Source organism: Streptomyces qinglanensis (genome assembly GCF_900111245.1).
GTDB classification, from domain to species: domain Bacteria; phylum Actinomycetota; class Actinomycetes; order Streptomycetales; family Streptomycetaceae; genus Streptomyces; species Streptomyces qinglanensis.
In genome coordinates this window covers 11,378-31,591 of the sequence record NZ_FOGO01000008.1, presented here as the reverse complement: position 1 = coordinate 31,591, position 20,214 = coordinate 11,378, and the positions used below count along the sequence as shown (strand labels likewise).

Below are 20,214 nucleotides of genomic sequence, written 5' to 3'. Positions count from 1 at the left end.
ATGCCTTCCGCCGCCGGCGAGCCCAACTTCGGTGGTGGCCTCGGCGATCAGGTCTACAACCGGCTGCTCGACGAGCGCATCATTTTCCTCGGCCAGCCGGTGGACGACGATATCGCCAACAAGATCACCGCCCAGCTTCTGCTCCTTGCCGCCGACCCGGACAAGGACATCTTCCTGTACATCAACAGCCCGGGTGGTTCGGTCCAGGCGGGCATGGCGATCTACGACACCATGCAGTACATCAAGAACGATGTCGTCACCATCGCCATGGGCCTGGCCGCCTCCATGGGACAGTTCCTGCTGACCGCGGGCACCCCCGGCAAGCGCTTCGCGCTGCCCAACGCCGACATCCTCATCCACCAGCCCTCCGCGGGCCTGGCGGGCTCGGCCACCGACATCAAGATCCACGCCGAGCAGCTGCTGCGCACCAAGAAGCGGCTGGCCGAGCTGTCGGCCGCGCACAGCGGTCAGACCGTCGAGCAGTGGACCCGCGACGCGGACCGCGACCGCTGGTTCACCGCCGAGGAGGCGCGCGAGTACGGCCTCATCGACGAGGTGTACGGCAGTGCCGCGCAGCTTCCCGGCGGTGGCGGCACGGGTGCGTGAGCCCCGCCACAGCGCCGCAGGGCACCCGCTCCTCCCGCAGCCACCAGCTCATCTCCAGGAGAACCTCCCGATGACCTCATTTCCCACGGACGCCCGGGCCGAGTTCACCGGCATCGCGCCCGAGTCCCGCTACGTCGTGCCGCGCTTCGTCGAGCGCACCTCGCAGGGCGTGCGGGAGTACGACCCGTACGCGAAGCTCTTCGAAGAGCGCGTGATCTTCCTCGGTGTGCAGATCGACGACGCCTCGGCCAACGACGTCATGGCGCAGCTCCTGTGCCTGGAGTCGATGGACCCCGACCGCGACATCTCGGTCTACATCAACTCGCCGGGCGGCTCCTTCACCGCGCTGACCGCCATCTACGACACGATGCAGTTCGTCAAGCCGGACATCCAGACGGTCTGCATGGGGCAGGCCGCCTCCGCGGCCGCCGTGCTGCTGGCCGCCGGCACCCCCGGCAAGCGGATGGCGCTGCCCAACGCCCGCATCCTGATCCACCAGCCCTACAGCGAGACGGGGCGCGGTCAGGTCTCGGACCTGGAGATCGCGGCCAACGAGATCCAGCGGATGCGCGAGCAGCTGGAGGACATGCTGACGAAGCACTCCACCAAGGAGCGCGAGATCATCTCGCAGGACATCGAGCGCGACAAGATCCTCACCGCTGAGGAGTGCCTGGAGTACGGCCTGATCGACCAGATCGTCTCCACCCGGAAGACCTCGGTGGGGGTCTGAGGGTTCGCGCGCACGACCCTGCCCCCTTGGGGCGGCGCCGGATGTGTCCGTCCGGTCGCTCCAAGGGGGGCCCATTCCGGCGGTCCGGCAAGGTACCGTCGAAGAGCACGTACCTCGGTCCGTATCCCTGACGGATCCCAGGCGAAGGGGAAGCTCCTCGTGGCACGCATCGGTGATGGCGGCGATCTGCTCAAGTGCTCGTTCTGCGGCAAGAGCCAGAAGCAGGTGAAGAAGCTCATCGCGGGTCCAGGTGTGTACATCTGCGACGAGTGCATCGATCTCTGCAACGAGATCATTGAGGAGGAACTCGCCGAATCCTCCGAAGTCCGGTGGGACGAGCTGCCCAAGCCCCGGGAGATCTACGAGTTCCTGGAGGGCTACGTCGTCGGCCAGGAGGCCGCCAAGAAGGCCCTCTCGGTGGCCGTCTACAACCACTACAAGCGGGTGCAGGCCGGCGAGAACGGCCAGGGCCGGGACGACGGCATCGAGCTGTCGAAGTCCAACATCCTGCTGCTGGGCCCCACCGGTTCCGGCAAGACGCTGCTGGCCCAGACCCTCGCGCGGATGCTGAACGTCCCCTTCGCCATCGCCGACGCCACGGCGCTCACGGAGGCGGGCTACGTCGGCGAGGACGTCGAGAACATCCTGCTGAAGCTCATTCAGGCGGCCGACTACGACGTCAAGAAGGCCGAGACCGGGATCATCTACATCGACGAGATCGACAAGGTGGCCCGCAAGAGCGAGAACCCCTCGATCACCCGCGACGTCTCGGGCGAGGGCGTGCAGCAGGCGCTGCTGAAGATCCTGGAGGGCACCACCGCCTCGGTGCCTCCGCAGGGCGGCCGCAAGCACCCGCACCAGGAGTTCATCCAGATCGACACGACGAACGTGCTGTTCATCGTGGGCGGCGCGTTCGCCGGCCTGGAGAAGATCATCGAGTCCCGGGCGGGTGCCAAGGGCATCGGCTTCGGCGCCGACATCCGCTCCAAGCGGGAGATCGAGGCGACCAACCAGTTCGAGGAGGTCATGCCGGAGGACCTGGTGAAGTTCGGGATGATCCCGGAGTTCATCGGCCGGCTGCCGGTCATCACCTCGGTGCACAACCTGGACCGCGAGGCCCTGCTGCAGATCCTCATGGAGCCCAGGAACGCGCTCGTCAAGCAGTACCAGCGGCTCTTCGAACTCGACGGCGTCGAGCTGGACTTCGACCGCCCGGCCCTGGAGGCCATCGCCGACCAGGCCATCCTGCGCGGCACCGGGGCCCGCGGGCTGCGCGCCATCATGGAGGAGGTCCTCCAGTCGGTGATGTACGAGGTGCCCTCGCGCAAGGACGTCGAGCGCGTCGTGATCACCGAGGAGGTCGTGCACTCCAACGTGAACCCGACCCTGGTGCCGCGCGCCCGCGGCAACGGCGACCAGCAGCGCCACGAGAAGAGCGCCTGACCGCCCCGGTTCCGGCGGCGGTCCGGGGCCCCGGCAGCCGGTTCCCCCTCCGTACCGTCACGAAGGCCCGCCCCGATCCGGGGCGGGCCTTCGTGACGGAGGGGCTGCCGGTCGTCGCCGGGGCCGGTCGGCCTGACCGGCCGCGCGGCTGCCTCGGCACCCTCACCTGTTCCTCGATGCGCACGGTGACCCGCGCGGACTCCGCCAGGTCGACACTGTCCGGACTCGGGTGGGCGATGAGGTGGCGGCCGGTCGCCCAGGGTCCGGGAGCACGGAAACCGGGCCCCGGCGGCGGTCCGAGGGGACCGGCGCCGGGGCCCGGAGGCTGCCCGTGACCGCCCGACCGGCAGGGGGCCGGAGGCGGTGCGCTCAAGCTCGGCTCACTTCTCGACCCGTGCCGCGTCGTAGACCTTCGCGGTCAGTTCGGCGGTCTCGTCGGAGGAGGCGGGGCCGCTGCCGTTGGTGGCGGTCACGATGGCGATGGTGCTGTCGTCCGCCCAGGCGCACACCGGCATGGTGGTGCCCATGATCTTGTAGTCCTGGCACTTCATGAGGTCGCCGTCGAACCCGGAGGGGCTCACCTTCTTCGGCTCGCCCGCGGCCTTGGCCGAGCCGCCGGTGGTCTTCTCGAGCTGGCCCAGCAGCCAGTCCACACCCTTCTCGGGGTCGTCCAGGGTGCCGTAGGCGCCGCTGAAGTTCAGCCTCTTCTCGCCGGCGGTGTACACCGCGCTGATGTGGCCCTCGGGATCCATCCCGGGGATGTCCTGCTTCTTGTCCTCGCCGGTGCCGACCTTGACCTGGCCGCCCTTGCCGGTGTCGGGCTCGCCCTTGCGCTGGTACTCGCCTATGGACTGCGGTGCGTCCAGCTTGTAGTCGCCGCCGCCGACGACTCCGAACAGGAACAGGCCGCCGACGAGGGCGCCCACGACGACCAGCGCGCCGACCACGATGCCGATGGTCTTGCCCTTGCCCCCGCCGCCCTGCGGCGGCATCGGCATGCCCGGGTGCGGCTGTCCGGGCATCCCCGGCTGCCCCGGCTGCCCGTACGGAGCGCCGCCCTGCGGCTGGCCCGGCTGCCCGTACGGAGCGCCGCCCTGGGGCTGGCCCGGCTGGCCGTACGGAGCGCCGCCCTGGGGCTGGCCCTGCTGCGGGTAGCCGTAGCCGGGCTGCTGCTGGGGCTGGCCCTGCTGGGGGTAGCCGTAGCCGGGCTGCTGCTGGGGCGGCTGCTGCGGGTACCCGTAACCGGGCTGCTGCTGCGGCTGCTGCCCGTAGGGGTCTTGCCCGTAGGGACCCGGCTGGTTCTGGCTCATGGCGGCGCTTCCCCTCCGTTGATGTGCTTGAACGCGCTCGCACATCCTGACGGATCCACGACGGGAGTGCCGCACCGGGCGCCGAATCGGGGCCGCCCGGGAACGCAATCGTGAAGAACGACCGGCGAATCATCCGGACATGTCACGGAAGGCCCCAGCGCACAGCGGCGGCGTCGGGAAGTCTCCCGGACGCCGCCGCGCGCTCTCCGCCGAGGGGCGGGGCGTCAGGTGATCGGCACGCGGACGTCCTTGCGGACCTTGGCGGTCGTCTCGCCGGCCTCGGTGACCGAGGTGCCCTTTCCGCTGAGCGCGTCGGCCGCGGAGGCGGTCACCACGAAGCCGATGGTGCTGTGGTCGCCCCACATGCAGAACGGCATGGTGAAGCTGTCGACCCCCGAAGTGTTTCCGGGCGGTGCGCTGTACTTCACCTTCTGGCACTTCATCACCGCGTCGTCGCCCAGGCCGCTGGGGTGGACCTCCTCCGGTTCGCCCTCGAGCTGGGCCTTGCCGCCCCCGCTGGTGTCCGGGTCCTCCTTGGCCTCCTTGGCGACCATCAGCAGCGCCGCGTTGACGACGGCATCCGGGTTCTCGATCTCGCCGTAGACACCGCCGAAGCTGAGCTTCTTCGCGTCGATGCCGGTGCCGCTCTCATAGCTGGCGGAGACGGTCTTGGGGTCCTTGACGCCGAACTGCTCGAACTTGTCCTTGTCCGAGTCGCTGAACCCGTTCGAGGAGCTGTTCTCCGAGCCGGGCGTCTTGTCGAATTCGCCGGCCACCGTCGCCGGGGTGATGAGCTTGTACTTCTTGCCGTCGTCGGCCACCACGGAGCCGCCGCCCTTGTCGCCGCCGCCCTTGTCGTCGTCCGTGCCGGTGAACAGGACGACGCCGCCTATGACGGCCGCCACCAGCACCAGCGCGCCGGCCACGATGCCGATCGTCTTGCCCTTGCCGCCACCGCCCTGCGGCGGCATCGGCGGCCCGGGCTGACCGTAGGGCCCCTGCTGGTAGGGCCCCTGCGGGCCGTAAGGGTCGGGCTGGCCGTAGGGCCCCTGCTGGCCGTAGGGGTCGGCCTGGCCGGGCCGGCCCGGCGCGCCCTGCTGCTGCGGGAATCCGTAGCCCTGCGGCGGCGGTCCGGGTGGCTGCTGTGGCGGCTGCTGCGGGTAGCCGTAACCGGGCTGCCCGGGGGCGCCGCCGTACGGGTTGGGGCCGCCCTGCTGCGGCGGCTGCCCGTACGGACCCGGCTGCTGGCCGTACGGCCCGGGCTGCCCTGGCTGTTGGCCGTAAGGGCCGGGTTGCTGGTTGCTCATGAGCGGCGCTTCCCCTCCGTGAACAAGTAGTCGAATGCGCTCCGCACATAGTGACGGATGGCGCGATGGTGTGCGCCACCGGTCCGCGAACCGGTTCGAGGGCGGCGCATGGACGCCCGTACACTGGCCGTCGTGACCGACAACACTCAGCAGAGCCCGGCAGCCGACGGGCCGAACAGCGCCGCCCCCGCAGATCTGCCGACCCAGTACGCGCCGGCCGAGGTAGAGGGGAAGCTGTACGAGCGCTGGGTGGAGCGGGGCTACTTCGAGGCCGACGCCAAGAGCGGCAAGCCGCCCTACACGATCGTCATCCCGCCCCCGAACGTCACCGGATCCCTGCACCTGGGGCACGCCTTCCAGCACACCCTCATGGACGCGCTCACCCGCCGCAAGCGGATGCAGGGCTACGAGGCGCTGTGGCTGCCCGGTATGGACCACGCGGGCATCGCCACCCAGAACAAGGTCGAGCAGCAGCTCGGCGAGGAGGGCAAGTCACGCCAGGACCTCGGCCGGGAGGCGTTCGTCGAGCGCGTGTGGCGGTGGAAGGAGGAGTACGGCGGCAGGATCCTCGGCCAGATGCGGCGCCTCGGCGACGGCGTCGACTGGTCCCGCGAGCGCTTCACCATGGACGAGGGGCTCTCGCGTGCCGTGCAGACCGTCTTCAAGAAGATGCACGACGACGGGCTGATCTACCGCGCCGAGCGGATCATCAACTGGTGCCCGCGCTGCCTGACGGCCATCTCCGACATCGAGGTGGAGTACCAGGAGGACGACGGGGAGCTGGTCCAGCTCCGGTACGGCGAGGGCGAGGAGACCGTCGTCGTCGCCACCACCCGCGCCGAGACGATGCTCGGTGACACCGCGATCGCCGTCCACCCCGACGACGAGCGGTACCAGCACCTGATCGGCAAGCAGATCAAGCTGCCGCTGACCGACCGCACCATCCCGGTCGTCGCCGACAGCCACGTCGACCCGGAGTTCGGCACCGGGCAGGTCAAGGTGACGCCGGCGCACGACCCGAACGACTTCGAGATCGGCCGCCGGCACGGGCTGCCGATGCTCACGGTGATGGACGAGCGCGGTGTCATCACCGCGCACGGCCCCTTCCAGGGCCTGGACCGCTTCGAGGCGCGCTCGGCGATCGTGGCCGCGCTGCGCGAGCAGGGCCGGGTGCTGGAGGAGAAGCGCCCCTATGTGCACAGCGTCGGACACTGCTCCCGCTGCAAGACGACGATCGAGCCGCGGCTGTCCATGCAGTGGTGGGTCAAGGTCGCCCCGCTCGCACAGGCCGCCGGCGACGCCGTCCGCGACGGCCGGGTGAGGATCCACCCCGCCGACATGTCCTCCCGGTACTTCGACTGGGTCGACAACATGCACGACTGGACGATTTCGCGCCAGCTCTGGTGGGGGCACCGCATCCCGGTCTGGTACGGCCCCGACGGCGAGGTCGTCTGCGTCGGCCCGGACGAGGAGCCGCCCGCCGGCGAGGGCTGGCACCAGGACCCGGACGTGCTGGACACCTGGTTCTCCTCCGGGCTGTGGCCGTTCTCCACGCTCGGCTGGCCGGACCGGACGCCCGACCTGGAGACGTTCTACGCCACCGACGTCCTGGTGACCGGCTACGACATCATCTTCTTCTGGGTCGCCCGGATGATGATGTTCGGCACGTATGTGATGGAGGAGCCGCCCTTCCACACCATCGCGCTGACCGGCCTCGTGCGCGACGAGCACGGCAAGAAGATGTCGAAGTCCTTCGGCAACGTCGTCGACCCGCTGGACTGGATGGACGCCTACGGCTCCGACGCGCTGCGCTTCACCCTCGCCTCGGGCGCCAACCCCGGTACGGACGTGCCGATCGGCGAGGACTGGGTCAAGGCGTCCCGCAACTTCGCCAACAAGATCTGGAACGCCACCCGCTTCGCGCTGATGAACGGTGCCACCGTCGAGGGCCCGTTGCCGGAGGCCGGTGAGCTGGCGGCCACCGACCGCTGGATCCTCTCCCGGCTGAACGAGGTGCTGGCCGAGGTCGACGGTTACTACGACGACTACCAGTTCGCCAAGCTCTCCGACGCGCTGCGGCACTTCGCGTGGGACGAGGTCTTCGACTGGTACGTCGAGCTGTCCAAGACCACCTTCGCCAAGGGCGGCCGGCCCGCCGAGGTCTCGCGCCGCGTGCTGGGCGAGGTCCTGGACGTGACCCTGCGGCTGCTGCACCCCGTCGTCCCGTTCGTCACCGAGACCCTGTGGACGACGCTGACGGGCGGCGAGTCCGTGGTCGTCGCGCCCTGGCCGCAGGACTCCGGGTTCCGCGACGCGGAGGCGGAGCGGGAGATCGCCACCGTCCAGCAGGCCGTGACCGAGGTCCGGCGCTTCCGCGCCGACCAAGGTCTCCAGCCGGGCCAGAAGGTGCCCGCCCAACTGGCGGTGGAGGGCACCCCGCTGGTCGCCCACGAGGACGCCGTCCGCCAGCTCCTGCGGCTCCAGCCCGCGGGGGAGGGCTTCCAGGCCACGGCCTCGCTGCCGGTCGCGGGTGCGACGGTCAGCCTCGACCTCTCCGGCGCGATCGACGTGGCGGCCGAACGCAAGCGGCTGGCCAAGGACCTGGCAGCCGCCGAGAAGGAGCTGGCGCAGACCGGCGCGAAGCTCGGCAACGAGGCGTTCCTGGCCAAGGCGCCCGACCAGGTGGTGGAGAAGATCCGGGGCCGCAAGGCCGCCGCCGAGGCCGACATCGACCGGCTGCGGCAGCAGTTGGACCGGCTCGGCTGACCAGCCGCGGCGCCGCAGGACCGCAGCGCCGCGAGACCGCAGCGCTGCAAGACCGCAGCGCCGCGAGACCGCGCCCGCGCCCCGACCGGCCGGGCGCGGTGCGCGGTCCTGCGGCGCCCCTTCACCGGCGCGTCCGGCCCACCGGGAGGGCCGGACGGGGCGCCGATGACCAGCGTGGCGGCAGATTGTGCCTGTGTGGCGCGATGTGCCATCCGATGATCGACCCGGTGGTCGACCGGTCGACGGCGGGGCGGGCGCCGCACCGGCGCCGCACCGGCACCGCTGCCTCGTCGGCACCTCCTCCACGGCGCGGGCGGCCACCGCGTCCGGTGCGTCACGGTCCCCGGATCCCTCCGTCGGGTGAAGCCCGTCCACACCCGCGTGGCAGACTCCGCCGGCCCGGCGGTCCGGCCCCGGGTGCGGTGCCGAGCGTGCTCCAGCGCGTCCCGCATGCGGCGCAGGGCCTGGTCCGGGGCAATCCGGCTGCCGAGTGCCGCCGAGTGCCGCCGCTGCCGAGGCGCCCGTCCGGTCTGTCCGAACGCACCCCCGTCCGCCGCCGGACCCTTACGTAGACTGGTCGCGTGAGCGACGAGCCCCAGCCCGACGAGCCCCGGCCGCACGAACCCGAGCCCCACGAGTCCGAGCCGCACGAGCCGCGGCCCTCCTCCTTCGAGGAGATCGTCGGGGAAGAGACCGACCGCGATCCCGATCTGGCGGTGATCGAGGCGGGCAGCCGCACCCTGCGCGCCCAGGCCGGACCACCGCAGCCGGAGCCGGTGCCGGCCCGGCCCGAGGACCCCGAGGTGGACCGGGCCCTGCGGGCGGTGGAGGAGGAGCTGGCCACCCGCTGGGGCGAGACCAAGCTGGACCCCTCGGTGCAGCGCATCGCCGCGCTGGTCGACGTGCTGGGCGAGCCGCAGCGCTCCTACCCCTCCATCCACATCACCGGCACCAACGGCAAGACCACCACGGCGCGGATGATCGAGGCGCTGCTGGGCACCTTCGAGCTGCGGACGGGGCGCTACAGCTCCCCGCACGTGCAGTCGGTCACCGAGCGCATCAGCGTCGACGGCGCACCGCTGTCGGCCGAGCGCTTCATCGAGACGTACGAGGACGTCAAGCCGTACGTCGAGATGGTGGACGCGCAGCAGGACTACCGGCTGTCCTTCTTCGAGGTCCTCACCGCGATGGCCTACGCCGCGTTCGCCGACGCGCCGGTGGACGTGGCCGTCGTCGAGGTCGGCATGGGCGGCACCTGGGACGCGACCAACGTGATCGACGCGGGCGTCGCCGTCATCACCCCCATCTCCCTCGACCACACCGACCGGCTCGGCGACACGCCCGAGCGGATAGCTCAGGAGAAGTCCGGGATCGTCAAGCCCGACGCCACCGTGGTGCTCGCCCAGCAGCCGGTGGAGGCGGCCTCCGTGGTGCTGAAGAAGGCCGTGGAGGTGGACGCCACCGTCGCCCGCGAGGGCATGGAGTTCGGCGTGGTCTCGCGGCAGCTCGCCGTCGGCGGCCAGCAGCTCACGCTGCGCGGCCTGGGCGGGGAGTACCCGGACATCTTCCTCCCGCTGCACGGTGCGCACATGGCGCACAACGCGTGCGTGGCGCTGGCCGCCGTGGAGGCGTTCTTCGGCATCGGCCAGCAGCAGGCCCGCACCCTCGACATCGACGTGGTCCGCGAAGCGTTCGCCGCGGTCTCCTCGCCCGGCCGGCTGGAGCTGGTGCGCAACAGCCCTCCGGTGCTGCTGGACGCGGCGCACAATCCGGGCGGTGCCCTGGCCACGGCCGAGGCCGTCAGCGAGGCGTTCGACTTCAGCCGGCTCGTCGGGGTCGTGGCCCCCAGCGCCGACAAGGACGTGCGCGGACTGCTGGAGGCGTTCGAACCGATCTTCGCGGAGATCGTCGTCACCCGGAACTCCAGCCACCGTTCGATGGACGTGGACGAACTCGCCGCGCTCGCCGTGGAGGTCTTCGGCGACGAGCGGGTCCAGGTGGAGCCGCGGCTGGACGCGGCGCTGGAGGAGGCGGTCACCCTTGCGGAGGAGGAGGGCGAGTACGCCGGGGCCGGGGTGCTGGTCACCGGCTCGGTGATCACTGTCGGCGAGGCCCGGCTGCTGCTCGGCGGGGGGCGCTAGATGCGAACACTGTGTGCGTCCACGCTGATCGGCGAGTTCTTCGTCATCGGTTTCGCCGGATTGGTCGCCATGCAGACGAGTGACCTTTCGGCGGCCACCGTCTGGACGGTCAGCGGGGTCGCCATGGTTGTGTGCCTGCTGCTGTGCGGCGTCCTCACCCGTCCGGGCGGCGTCCACCTCGGCTGGGCGCTCCAGGTCGCCCTGGTGGCCAGTGGGTTCGTGGTTCCCGCGATGTTCTTCCTGGGTGCCTGCTTCGCCGGTCTCTGGTGGGCTTCGGTGCACTTCGGCCGGAAGGTCGACGAGGCGAAGGCGCGCTTCGCGGCCGCAGCGGCGCAGCCGGACGGGGCCGAGCCCGCCGGCTGAGGCGCGGACGGCACCCGCCGAGGCGGCGGGTGCCACCCGGGCGGCGGAAAAGTGCTCCCCGGCGTCGGCGCGGCTGCGGCCCGCAGGTAGCCTCTGCTCACCGTACGACCGCAGCCAAGGAGCCGCACGCATGACCCAGCGCACCCTCGTCATCCTCAAGCCCGATGCCGTCGCACGCGGTCTGGTGGGGGAGATCATCGGCCGTATCGAGCGCAAGGCGGGGTGGACGATCGCGGCCATGGAGCTGCGTACGCTGGAGCGGGCCGCGCTGGAGCAGCACTACGCGGAGCACGAGGGCCGCCCGTTCTACCAGCCGCTGATGGAGTTCATGGCCTCCGGCCCGTCCGTCGTCGCGGTCGTCGAGGGCGAACGGGTGATCGAGGGAGTACGGGCGCTGGCCGGGCCGACCGACCCGATCGCCGCCCCCGCCGGGTCGGTGCGCGGAGACTTCGGCACCATTGTGCGGGAGAACCTGATCCACGCCTCGGACTCGGAGGAGTCGGCCGCACGGGAGATGAAGATCTTCTTTCCCCGATTCTCCTGAGCCGGGCCTCGCCCGCCGCCGCATGGACCGCCTGAGGCGGAACGGACCGGGGCTCGGCTCCGACACGACGTCACCATTACGGTGGCCGTTCGGACTTCCGCCGACAATGGCGGAGGAACCGTCTCCACGTGTTCGAGCAAGCGCGTCTACGATGGAAGCCTCGTGCTTCGAGCGTACCGGCGAGGTACTCCGCATCCTTCCGTAGCCGCACACCACATCGCCCCACTTGGAAGGCCAGACGCATCCATGGGAACCAACATGTCGTTCATCGGCCGTGATATGGCTGTCGACCTCGGGACCGCCAACACGCTGGTGTACGTCAGGGGTCGCGGGATCGTCCTCAACGAGCCGTCCGTCGTCGCGATCAACACCAACACGGGCGGGATTCTCGCGGTCGGCGCCGAGGCGAAGAAGATGATCGGCCGCACCCCTGGCAACATCGTGGCCGTCAGGCCCCTGAAGGACGGCGTGATCGCCGACTTCGAGATCACCGAGCGGATGCTCCGCTACTTCATTCTGAAGATCCACAAGCGGCGCTATCTCGCCCGGCCCCGCGTGGTGGTGTGCGTGCCGTCCGGCATCACCGGGGTCGAGCGCCGTGCCGTCATCGAGGCGTCCACCCAGGCGGGTGCCCGCCAGGTGCACATCATCGAGGAGCCGATGGCCGCGGCGATCGGTTCCGGGCTGCCCGTCCACGAGGCGACCGGCAACATGGTGGTGGACATCGGCGGCGGCACCACCGAGGTCGCCGTGATCTCGCTCGGCGGCATCGTCACCGCGCAGTCCATCCGGGTGGCGGGTGACGAGCTCGACAACGCGATCATCCAGCACATCAAGAAGGAGTACAGTCTCCTCCTCGGCGAACGCACCGCCGAGAGCATCAAGATCACCATCGGCTCGGCGCACGACCTCGACAAGGACGAGCACACCGAGATCCGCGGCCGCGACCTGGTCAGCGGGCTCCCCAAGACCGTGGTGATCTCTGCTGCCGAGGTTCGCAGGGCCATCGAGGAGCCGGTCAACGCGATCGTCGACGCGGTCAAGACCACCCTCGACAAGTGCCCGCCGGAGCTGTCCGGCGACGTGATGGACCGCGGCATCGTGCTCACCGGCGGTGGCGCGCTGCTGCGCGGTCTGGACGAGCGGCTCCGCCGGGAGACGGGGATGCCGATCCACATCGCCGAGGACCCGCTGGACTCGGTCGCGCTCGGCTCCGGCAAGTGTGTCGAGGAGTTCGAGGCGCTCCAGCAGGTGCTCGACGCGCAGCCGCGCCGCTGAGCCCCGGACGCGCGCCGGTGCGCAACAACTGACCGTTCACGCGGCGGGTCGTTCGAACGCAGTGGCGGCCCCCGCCATGCACCCCGCCCACGCGGGGCTGCCCCACAGAAAGGCACGGCCGCCGCACGTGAGGGACACACGAGAAAGCCGGCTGCTGCTCGTCCTGCTGATCGCCATCGCGTTCGCTTTGATCACGGTGGACCTCAGAGGGGGCGAGCAGTCTCCGCTCGACGGAGCGCGGCAGTCCGCCGCCTCCGTTCTTGGCCCGGTAGAGAACGGCATGGCCTCGGCCGTCGACCCTGTCGGCAACGCCGTCGCCGCCGTCCGCGACTCGGGTGCCCGCCACGACAGACTCAGCCGACTGGAGCAGGAGAACGCGGCGCTGCGGCAGAAGCTCGGCTCCAGCGACCGCAACCGGGCGCGGGCCAAGGAGCTGGACAAGCTCCTCAAGACCGCCGGTGCGGGTGGCTACGGGGTCAAGGGCGCCCAGGTCGTCGCGATCGGCGCGGCCCAGGGATTCTCCTGGACCGTCACCATCGACGCGGGCCGGGAGGACGGGCTGCGCCGCGACATGACGGTGCTGAACGGTGACGGACTGGTCGGGCGACTGACCACCGTGGGGCCGTCCAGCTCCACGGTGCTGCTGGCCAACGACCCCGACTTCACCGTCGGCACCCGCATGGAGAAGAGCAACGAGCTGGGCTTCGCCACCGGGCGCGGCGGCGACGCGCTCTCCGTCCAGCTCCTGAACGGCAAGGCCAAGGTGAAGAAGGGCGACCGGCTGGTCACCTTCGGCTCCAGCGACGACAAGCCATTCGTCCCCGGCGTCCCGGTCGGCGAGGTGACCAAGGTCAACCGGCACCAGGGCGACCTCACCCGGACGGTACGGGTGCGCCCCTACGTGGGATTCACCCGACTGGACGTGGTCGGCATCGTCGTCAAGCCGCCGCGCAAGGACCCGCGCGACGAGGTCCTCAAGTCCAAGAAGCCCGCGAAGCCCAAGCCCGCCCCCACGGTGACCGTCACCAAGACGCCCGGCGCCACCTCCTCGCCCAGGAGCTGATCCCACAGTGCACCTCCTCAACCGGATGCTGCTCTCGGCCGCTCTCGTGGTCGTCGCCCTGATGCTGCAGGTCACCGTGCTGGCCAGACTCCAGCTTCCCGGCGCCGTGCCCGATCTGCTGCTGCTCGTCGTCCTGGGCCTCGCACTGGTGTACGGCCACACCGCCGGCGCCCTGGTGGGCTTCGCCGCCGGCCTGCTGGCCGACATCGCCCCACCCGCCGACCACGCCGTGGGCCGCTACGCGCTGGTGCTCTGCCTGATCGGCTACGCCGCCGGGCTGACCAAGCCGGAGGGCGGGCAGCACCGCTCGGCCACCGTGCCGATGCTCGTGGTCGCCTCCGCCGCCATCGGCTCCACCCTGCTGTACGCGGGAGTCGGTGCCCTGGTCGGGGACACCGTGGCCCGCCCCGACGGACTCGGCGGACTGCTGCTCACCGCGACCCTCTACGACCTGCTGCTGGCGCCGTTCGTGGTTCCGCTGATCATGTCCCTGGCCCGGCGCGGCGAGAAGGACCCGATCGGGGCCGAACCCGGCGGCGGCAGCGCGGACGGCGGGATGCGCGCCTACGGCTGGCTCACCTCCGGCGGGAGCCTGGACGCCCGGCTCGGCGGCGGCGTGTTCGGCAAGAGCGGCAGCGGCAGCGTGTTCGGCAAGGGCGGCAAGGGGCTCAAGACCGGCAAGCGGACCCCGCGCAACAAGGCCGTGAACCTCAGCGGACGCGGCAAGACCGGGAAGATCAAGGGGGTCAAGCGGCTGTGAGGCGCGCTCCTTCTCTCCCGGCTCTCCGGCCGGTTCTCCTCCCGGCGTTCCCTCCGGCGTTCTCTCCGGCGTTCTCTCCGGCGTTTCCCCCGGATTTCCCTCCGGCTTCCCGCCCGGCGCCCGCCGGCCACGACCACCGGCCCGACCACCGCCCTTCGAGGAGGCGTTGCGCGCCGTGACCAACATTCCCGAGACCGGCCGCTCCTCCCGCGTCACCATCCGGCTGGTCGCCATCCAGATCCTGGTGCTGTCGCTGCTGCTGACGCTGGGCGGCCGACTGTGGTATCTCCAGGTCCGCAACGGCGACGAATACCAGAAGGAGGCCAAGGGCAACCACGTCCAGCAGGTCGTCGAACCCGCCACCCGCGGCTCGATCCTGGACGCGCGGGGCGTGCCCATCGCCGACAACGAGACCCGCCTGGTCGTCTCGGCCTCGCGCACCGAGTTGATGAAGCAGGACGACGACGGCAAGGCCGTCCTGGAACGGCTCGCCAAGGTCCTGGGCATGTCGCCCAAGACGGTCAAGGAGAAGGTGCGGCTCTGCAACGCGGAGACCCCGCAGCCGTGCTGGAACGGCTCCCCCTACCAGCCGATCCCGGTCACCGACGACGCCGAGCCCCAGCAGGCCCTGCAGATCCGGGAGCGCTCCGAGGACTTTCCCGGGATCACCGCCGAGCCGGAGGCCGTCCGGCGCTACCCGGCCCCGCACGGCGCCAACACCTCGCAGGTGCTCGGCTACCTCTCGCCCGTCACCGACGACGAGATCGAGAAGGCCAAGGACACCGATTCGCCGTTCCTGGCCTCCGACGAGGTCGGCCGCAACGGCCTGGAGCGGTCCTACGACAGCGAACTGCGCGGCTCCTCGGGCGTCACCCGCTACGAGGTGGACAACCTCGGACGTGTGATGGGCGAGGCCGAGCGGGACAAGGCCCGCCCCGGCTCGAACCTGATCACCTCGATCGACTCGCGGCTCCAGGCTGTCGCCGAGAAGCAGCTCGACAAGGCGATGAAGGACGCCCGCAAGAAGTTCGACAAGAACACCGGCCGCAACTACAAGGCCGACGCGGGCGCCGTCGTGGTGATGGAGAACAAGACGGGGCGGGTCGTCTCCATGGCCTCCAACCCCGAGTACGACCCCAACGCCTGGGTCGGCGGCATCTCCGGCAAGGAGTACGCGAAGCTCACCGGGAAGAAGTCCAACTACCCGCTGCTCAACCGCGGGATCCAGGGCCTGGCGGCGCCGGGCTCCATCTTCAAGGTCGTCTCCACCTCCGCGGCCGTCAAGGCCGGCTACCCCTTCGACGGCCGCTACAACTGCTCCTCGGACTTCGAGGTGGGCGGCCAGGTCTTCAAGAACTTCGAGTCGGAGAGCTTCGGCGGCATCAACCTCGGCCGGGCGCTGGAGGTCTCCTGCGACACCGTCTTCTACCGCCTCGCCTACAAGGAGTGGAAGAAGGACGGCGGGAACCTGCCCAAGAAGGGCGCCAAGGACTGGTTCTACAAGACCGCTCACCAGTTCGGCCTCGGCGAGAAGACCGGTATCGACATCCCCAACGAGGTCGAGGGCCGCGTCCCGGACCGCCAGTGGAAGAAGGACTACTGGAAGGCCAACAAGGACGCCTGGTGCAAGCAGGCCGACAACGCCGGGGACGACCCCAGCTACGCCGAGAAGATCGCCAAGGAGAACTGCGTCTCCGGAATGAAGATGCGGGCCGGTGACAGCGTCAACTACTCCATCGGCCAGGGCGACACCCTGGTCACCCCGGTCCAGATGGCCACGATCTACGCGGCGCTCGGCAACGGCGGCACCCTGCACGACCCCACGATCGGCAAGGCCGTCGTCAGCCCCGACGGCAAGTCCGTCAAGGAGATCGAGCCGCACGCGCACGGCAAGCTGCCGGTGAGCGGCGCGACCCTCCGCAAGATCGACAAGGGCCTGCAGGGCGTGGCCACCCACGGCACGGCTGCCTGGCGGTTCGGGGAGGCCGGCTGGCCGCAGAACAAGATCAAGATTCGGGCCAAGACCGGTACCGCCGAGGTCGCGGGCAAGCAGACCACCTCCTGGCTGGCCACCTACACCGACGACTTCACCGTCGTCATGACCATCTCCCAGGGCGGCACCGGCTCGGGCGCCTCCGGCCCCGCCGTCCGCGAGATCTACAACGCCATGTACGGCGTCGGCTCCGACGGCGGCATCGACAAGAAGAGGGCCCTGTTGCCCAAGCCGCAGACCAAGCTGCCGAAGATCGACAAGGACGGCGCCATCGTCGCCCAGCGCGACAAGCGGCCCGACCCCTCCAAGAGCCCCTCCGCCTCGCCGTCCGGCCAGGGCCCCTCGACCGCACCGCCGGGCGAGACGCCCGAGACCCGCCGCGAGGGCGAGGCGGCACGCAACGAGGGCGAGCAGCAGCAGCGCCGCCGGGACGGTGCCCAGCAGGTCGGTGCCACCCGCGAGTCCGCCGGAGGTGACCGCCCATGACCAGCCGGACGTTCGCACTCGGCGGCTACGGGCCGCGCCGCCGCTCGGCCTGGGACCGGCTGACCGCGCGGGACTCGATCGTGTGGCGGATGGACTGGGTCATCCTGCTCTCCGGTGTCGCCCTCGCGATCATCGGTTCGCTGCTGGTCTACTCCGCCACCCGCAACCGCACCGAGCTCAACCAGGGCGACCCGCGGTACTTCCTGGTCCGGCACGTCATCAGTCTGGGCATCGGCATCGCGCTGATGGTCGGCACGGTCTGGCTCGGCCACCGCAGGCTGCGCAGCGCCGTCCCGGTGCTCTACGGCCTCACCGTGCTGCTCGCCCTCTGCGTCCTCACCCCGCTCGGCGCCACCATCAACGGATCGCGCGCCTGGCTGAACCTCGGCGGCGGCTTCACCGTCCAGCCCGCCGAGTTCATCAAGATCACGGTGATCCTGGGGATGGCCATGCTGCTGGCCGCCAAGGTCGACGCGGGCGACCAGGACCACCCCGACCACCGCACCGTGCTGCACGCGCTCGGCATGGCGGCCCTGCCCATCGCGGTCATCCTGGCCATGCCGGACCTCGGCTCGGTGATGGTGCTCGTCGTCATCGTGCTCGCCGTCCTGCTCGCCTCCGGCGCCTCCAACCGCTGGGTCATCGGACTGTGCCTGGCCGGGGCCGGGGGAGCGGTGCTGGTGTGGGCGCTCGGCCTGCTGGACGAGTACCAGATCAACCGGTTCGCCGCGTTCGCCAACCCGGCGCTCGACCCGGCGGGCGTCGGCTACAACACCAACCAGGCCCGCATCGCCATCGGCTCCGGCGGCCTCACCGGCAAGGGTCTCTTCGAGGGCACCCAGACCACCGGCCAGTTCGTCCCCGAGCAGCAGACGGACTTCGTCTTCACCGTCGCGGGCGAGGAACTCGGCTTCGTGGGCGGCGGGCTGATCCTCGTGCTGCTGGGCGTGCTGATCTGGCGCGCCTGCCGGATCGCCCGGGAGTCCACGGAGCTCTACAGCACCATCGTCGCGGCGGGCGTGATCGCCTGGTTCGCCTTCCAGGCGTTCGAGAACATCGGTATGACGCTCGGCATCATGCCGGTGGCCGGCCTGCCGCTGCCGTTCGTCTCCTACGGCGGTACCTCCATGTTCGCGGTCTGGATCGCGGTCGGACTGCTGCAGTCGATCCGCACCCAACGCCCGATAGCGGCCTAGCCGCGGCCCCGCCGCGCGCCGCAACCCCGCCCGCACCGCTGTGCTCCGCCCCTCCCGGCGGCCGCGCACAGCGGTGCGGGCGCACGGCCATCCGGACGGCCCGCGCCAACCGTTACTCTGGACGACTGGCCCTGTCCTCCGTACGAAAGCGCGCCCCAGATGCCCGTCGAGTCGGTCTTCCCCCAGCTAGAGGCCCTCCTCCCGCACGTCCAGAAGCCGATCCAGTACGTGGGCGGTGAGCTGAACTCCACCGTCAAGGACTGGGACGCGACGGACGTCCGCTGGGCGCTGATGTACCCGGACGCCTACGAGGTCGGCCTCCCCAACCAGGGCGTCATGATCCTCTACGAGGTGCTCAACGAGCGCGAGGGCGTGCTGGCCGAGCGCACCTACAGCGTCTGGCCGGACCTGGAGAAGCTGATGCGGGAGCACGACGTCCCGCAGTTCACCGTCGACGCGCACCGCCCGGTGGGCGCCTTCGACGTGCTCGGCGTCTCCTTCTCCACCGAGCTGGGCTACACCAACCTGCTCACCGCCCTCGACCTCTCCGGCGTCCCGCTGCACGCCCGGGACCGCACCGAGGACCACCCGATCGTGATGGCGGGCGGCCACGCCGCGTTCAACCCGGAGCCCGTCGCCGACTTCCTGGACGTCGCGGTGATCGGTGACGGCGAGCAGGCCGTGCTGGAGGTCACCGAGATCATCCGGGCCTGGAAGGCCGAGGGGCGCCCCGGCGGCCGGGACGAGCTGCTGCTGCGGCTCGCGAAGACCGGCGGCGTCTACGTGCCGCGCTTCTACGACGTCGAGTACCTGGCCGACGGCCGGATCTCCCGCGTCGTGCCGAACCGCTCCGGCGTCCCGTGGCGGGTGAGCAAGCACACCGTGATGGACCTGGACGAGTGGCCCTACCCCAAGCAGCCGCTGGTCCCGCTCGCCGAGACCGTCCACGAGCGGATGTCGGTCGAGATCTTCCGCGGCTGCACCCGCGGCTGCCGCTTCTGCCAGGCGGGCATGATCACCCGGCCGGTCCGGGAGCGCTCCATCACCGGCATCGGCGAGATGGTCGACAAGGGGCTCAAGAACACCGGATTCGAGGAGGTGGGACTGCTCTCCCTCTCCTCCGCCGACCACAGCGAGATCGGCGACGTGGCCAAGGGCCTGGCCGACCGCTACGAGGAGGACAAGGTCGGGTTGTCCCTGCCCTCCACCCGGGTGGACGCCTTCAACATCGACCTGGCCAACGAGCTGACCCGCAACGGCCGCCGCTCCGGCCTCACCTTCGCCCCCGAGGGCGGCAGCGAGCGCATCCGCAAGGTCATCAACAAGATGGTCTCCGAGGAGGACCTGATCCGCACCGTCGCCACCGCCTACGGCAACGGCTGGCGCCAGGTGAAGCTCTACTTCATGTGCGGGCTGCCCACCGAGACCGACGAGGACGTCCTGCAGATCGCCGACATGGCCACCCGCGTCATCGCCAAGGGCCGCGAGGTCGCCGGCTCCAACGACATCCGCTGCACCGTCTCCATCGGCGGCTTCGTCCCCAAGCCGCACACTCCCTTCCAGTGGGCACCGCAGCTCTCGCCCGAGGAGACCGACGCGCGGCTGGCCAAGCTGCGCGACGCGATCCGCGGGGACAAGAAGTACGGCCGCTCCATCGGCTTCCGCTACCACGACGGCAAGCCGGGCATCGTCGAGGGCCTGCTCTCCCGCGGCGACCGCCGCCTCGGTGCGGTGATCCGCGAGGTCTACGAGCGCGGCGGCCGGTTCGACGGCTGGCGCGAGTACTTCTCCTACGACCTGTGGATGGAGTCGGCAGCCGAGGCGCTGCGCGGCGCGGACGTCGACGTCGACTGGTACACCACCCGCGAGCGCTCCTACGAGGAGGTGCTCCCCTGGGACCACCTCGACTCGGGTCTGGACAAGGACTGGCTCTGGGAGGACTGGCAGGACGCCCTCGACGAGACCGAGGTCCCGGACTGCCGCTGGGACCCCTGCTTCGACTGCGGGGTGTGCCCGCAGATGGACACGGAGATCCAGATCGGCCCGACGGGCAAGAAGCTGCTGCCGCTGACCGTGGTGCAGTAGCCCGGCTCCGCGCGGCCCGCCCCGGGCGGGCCGGGGACTCGGTGCCGGCCCGCCGTCCGGACCGGGCAGGGCCCGCTGCACCCGTCCGGGAGGCGCCGTCCGGCGGAGCGGCGGCCGCCGCCGCGGGGCGGCCGCGTACCCTG

At 70.7% G+C, this 20,214-nt stretch carries 15 protein-coding genes; 13 read left to right on the top strand and 2 right to left on the bottom strand.

Features of this window, described 5'->3' with window-relative positions:
* The 3 genes from BMX65_RS17925 (at position 1) to clpX (ending at position 2,779) form a co-directional block, all read left to right on the top strand.
* A complete protein-coding gene (locus BMX65_RS17925; RefSeq protein WP_019358126.1) occupies positions 1-606 on the top strand; it encodes an ATP-dependent Clp protease proteolytic subunit in 606 nt (201 codons plus the stop codon).
* Positions 607-676: 70 nt separating this feature from the next.
* Complete coding sequence (locus BMX65_RS17920) at positions 677-1,336, top strand: ATP-dependent Clp protease proteolytic subunit (RefSeq protein WP_019358127.1); 660 nt, start codon at positions 677-679, stop codon at positions 1,334-1,336.
* Between the two features lie 159 nt (positions 1,337-1,495).
* Positions 1,496-2,779, top strand: coding sequence for an ATP-dependent Clp protease ATP-binding subunit ClpX (gene clpX, locus BMX65_RS17915; RefSeq protein ID WP_019358128.1), 1,284 nt, complete (start codon positions 1,496-1,498; stop codon positions 2,777-2,779).
* A 380-nt stretch (positions 2,780-3,159) separates the two neighbouring features.
* Here clpX and BMX65_RS17910 read toward each other — a convergent pair whose 3' ends face one another.
* Positions 3,160-4,089 (bottom strand): hypothetical protein, encoded by a 930-nt coding sequence (locus tag BMX65_RS17910; protein WP_075001346.1) that lies wholly within the window; start codon positions 4,087-4,089, stop codon positions 3,160-3,162.
* 224 nt (positions 4,090-4,313) lie between these two features.
* Positions 4,314-5,396 (bottom strand): hypothetical protein, encoded by a 1,083-nt coding sequence (locus BMX65_RS17905; RefSeq protein WP_075001345.1) that lies wholly within the window; start codon positions 5,394-5,396, stop codon positions 4,314-4,316.
* Between the two features lie 132 nt (positions 5,397-5,528).
* Between BMX65_RS17905 and BMX65_RS17900 the strand changes: the two genes are divergently transcribed.
* The 10 genes from BMX65_RS17900 (at position 5,529) to BMX65_RS17855 (ending at position 20,071) form a co-directional block, all read left to right on the top strand.
* Positions 5,529-8,162 (top strand): valine--tRNA ligase, encoded by a 2,634-nt coding sequence (locus BMX65_RS17900; protein WP_075001562.1) that lies wholly within the window; start codon positions 5,529-5,531, stop codon positions 8,160-8,162.
* A 581-nt stretch (positions 8,163-8,743) separates the two neighbouring features.
* Positions 8,744-10,303, top strand: a complete 1,560-nt coding sequence (gene folC, locus BMX65_RS17895; protein ID WP_075001344.1) for a bifunctional tetrahydrofolate synthase/dihydrofolate synthase — start codon at positions 8,744-8,746, stop codon at positions 10,301-10,303.
* On the top strand, positions 10,304-10,666 hold the full coding sequence (locus tag BMX65_RS17890; RefSeq protein WP_075001343.1) for a DUF4233 domain-containing protein: 363 nt from the start codon (positions 10,304-10,306) through the stop codon (positions 10,664-10,666). It abuts the gene before it with no gap.
* 130 nt (positions 10,667-10,796) lie between these two features.
* The gene (gene ndk, locus BMX65_RS17885) at positions 10,797-11,210 is read left to right on the top strand and encodes a nucleoside-diphosphate kinase (protein WP_019358134.1); all 414 of its coding nucleotides are present in this window, start codon (positions 10,797-10,799) and stop codon (positions 11,208-11,210) included.
* 258 nt (positions 11,211-11,468) lie between these two features.
* A complete protein-coding gene (locus BMX65_RS17880; protein WP_026004902.1) occupies positions 11,469-12,488 on the top strand; it encodes a rod shape-determining protein in 1,020 nt (339 codons plus the stop codon).
* Between the two features lie 127 nt (positions 12,489-12,615).
* Positions 12,616-13,551: a rod shape-determining protein MreC gene (gene mreC / locus BMX65_RS17875; RefSeq protein ID WP_075001342.1), complete on the top strand. Its 936-nt coding sequence runs from the start codon at positions 12,616-12,618 to the stop codon at positions 13,549-13,551.
* Between the two features lie 25 nt (positions 13,552-13,576).
* On the top strand, positions 13,577-14,311 hold the full coding sequence (gene mreD / locus BMX65_RS17870; RefSeq protein ID WP_075001561.1) for a rod shape-determining protein MreD: 735 nt from the start codon (positions 13,577-13,579) through the stop codon (positions 14,309-14,311).
* A 175-nt stretch (positions 14,312-14,486) separates the two neighbouring features.
* A complete protein-coding gene (mrdA, locus tag BMX65_RS17865) occupies positions 14,487-16,790 on the top strand; it encodes a penicillin-binding protein 2 (protein ID WP_075001341.1) in 2,304 nt (767 codons plus the stop codon).
* Positions 16,787-17,986 carry a rod shape-determining protein RodA gene (rodA, locus tag BMX65_RS17860; protein WP_075001340.1) on the top strand — a complete coding sequence of 400 codons (1,200 nt, stop codon included), beginning with the start codon at positions 16,787-16,789 and terminating at the stop codon, positions 17,984-17,986. Before mrdA ends, rodA begins: the two co-directional genes overlap by 4 nt.
* A gap of 159 nt (positions 17,987-18,145) precedes the next feature.
* Complete coding sequence (locus BMX65_RS17855) at positions 18,146-20,071, top strand: TIGR03960 family B12-binding radical SAM protein (protein WP_075001339.1); 1,926 nt, start codon at positions 18,146-18,148, stop codon at positions 20,069-20,071.
* Positions 20,072-20,214 lie beyond the last annotated feature (143 nt).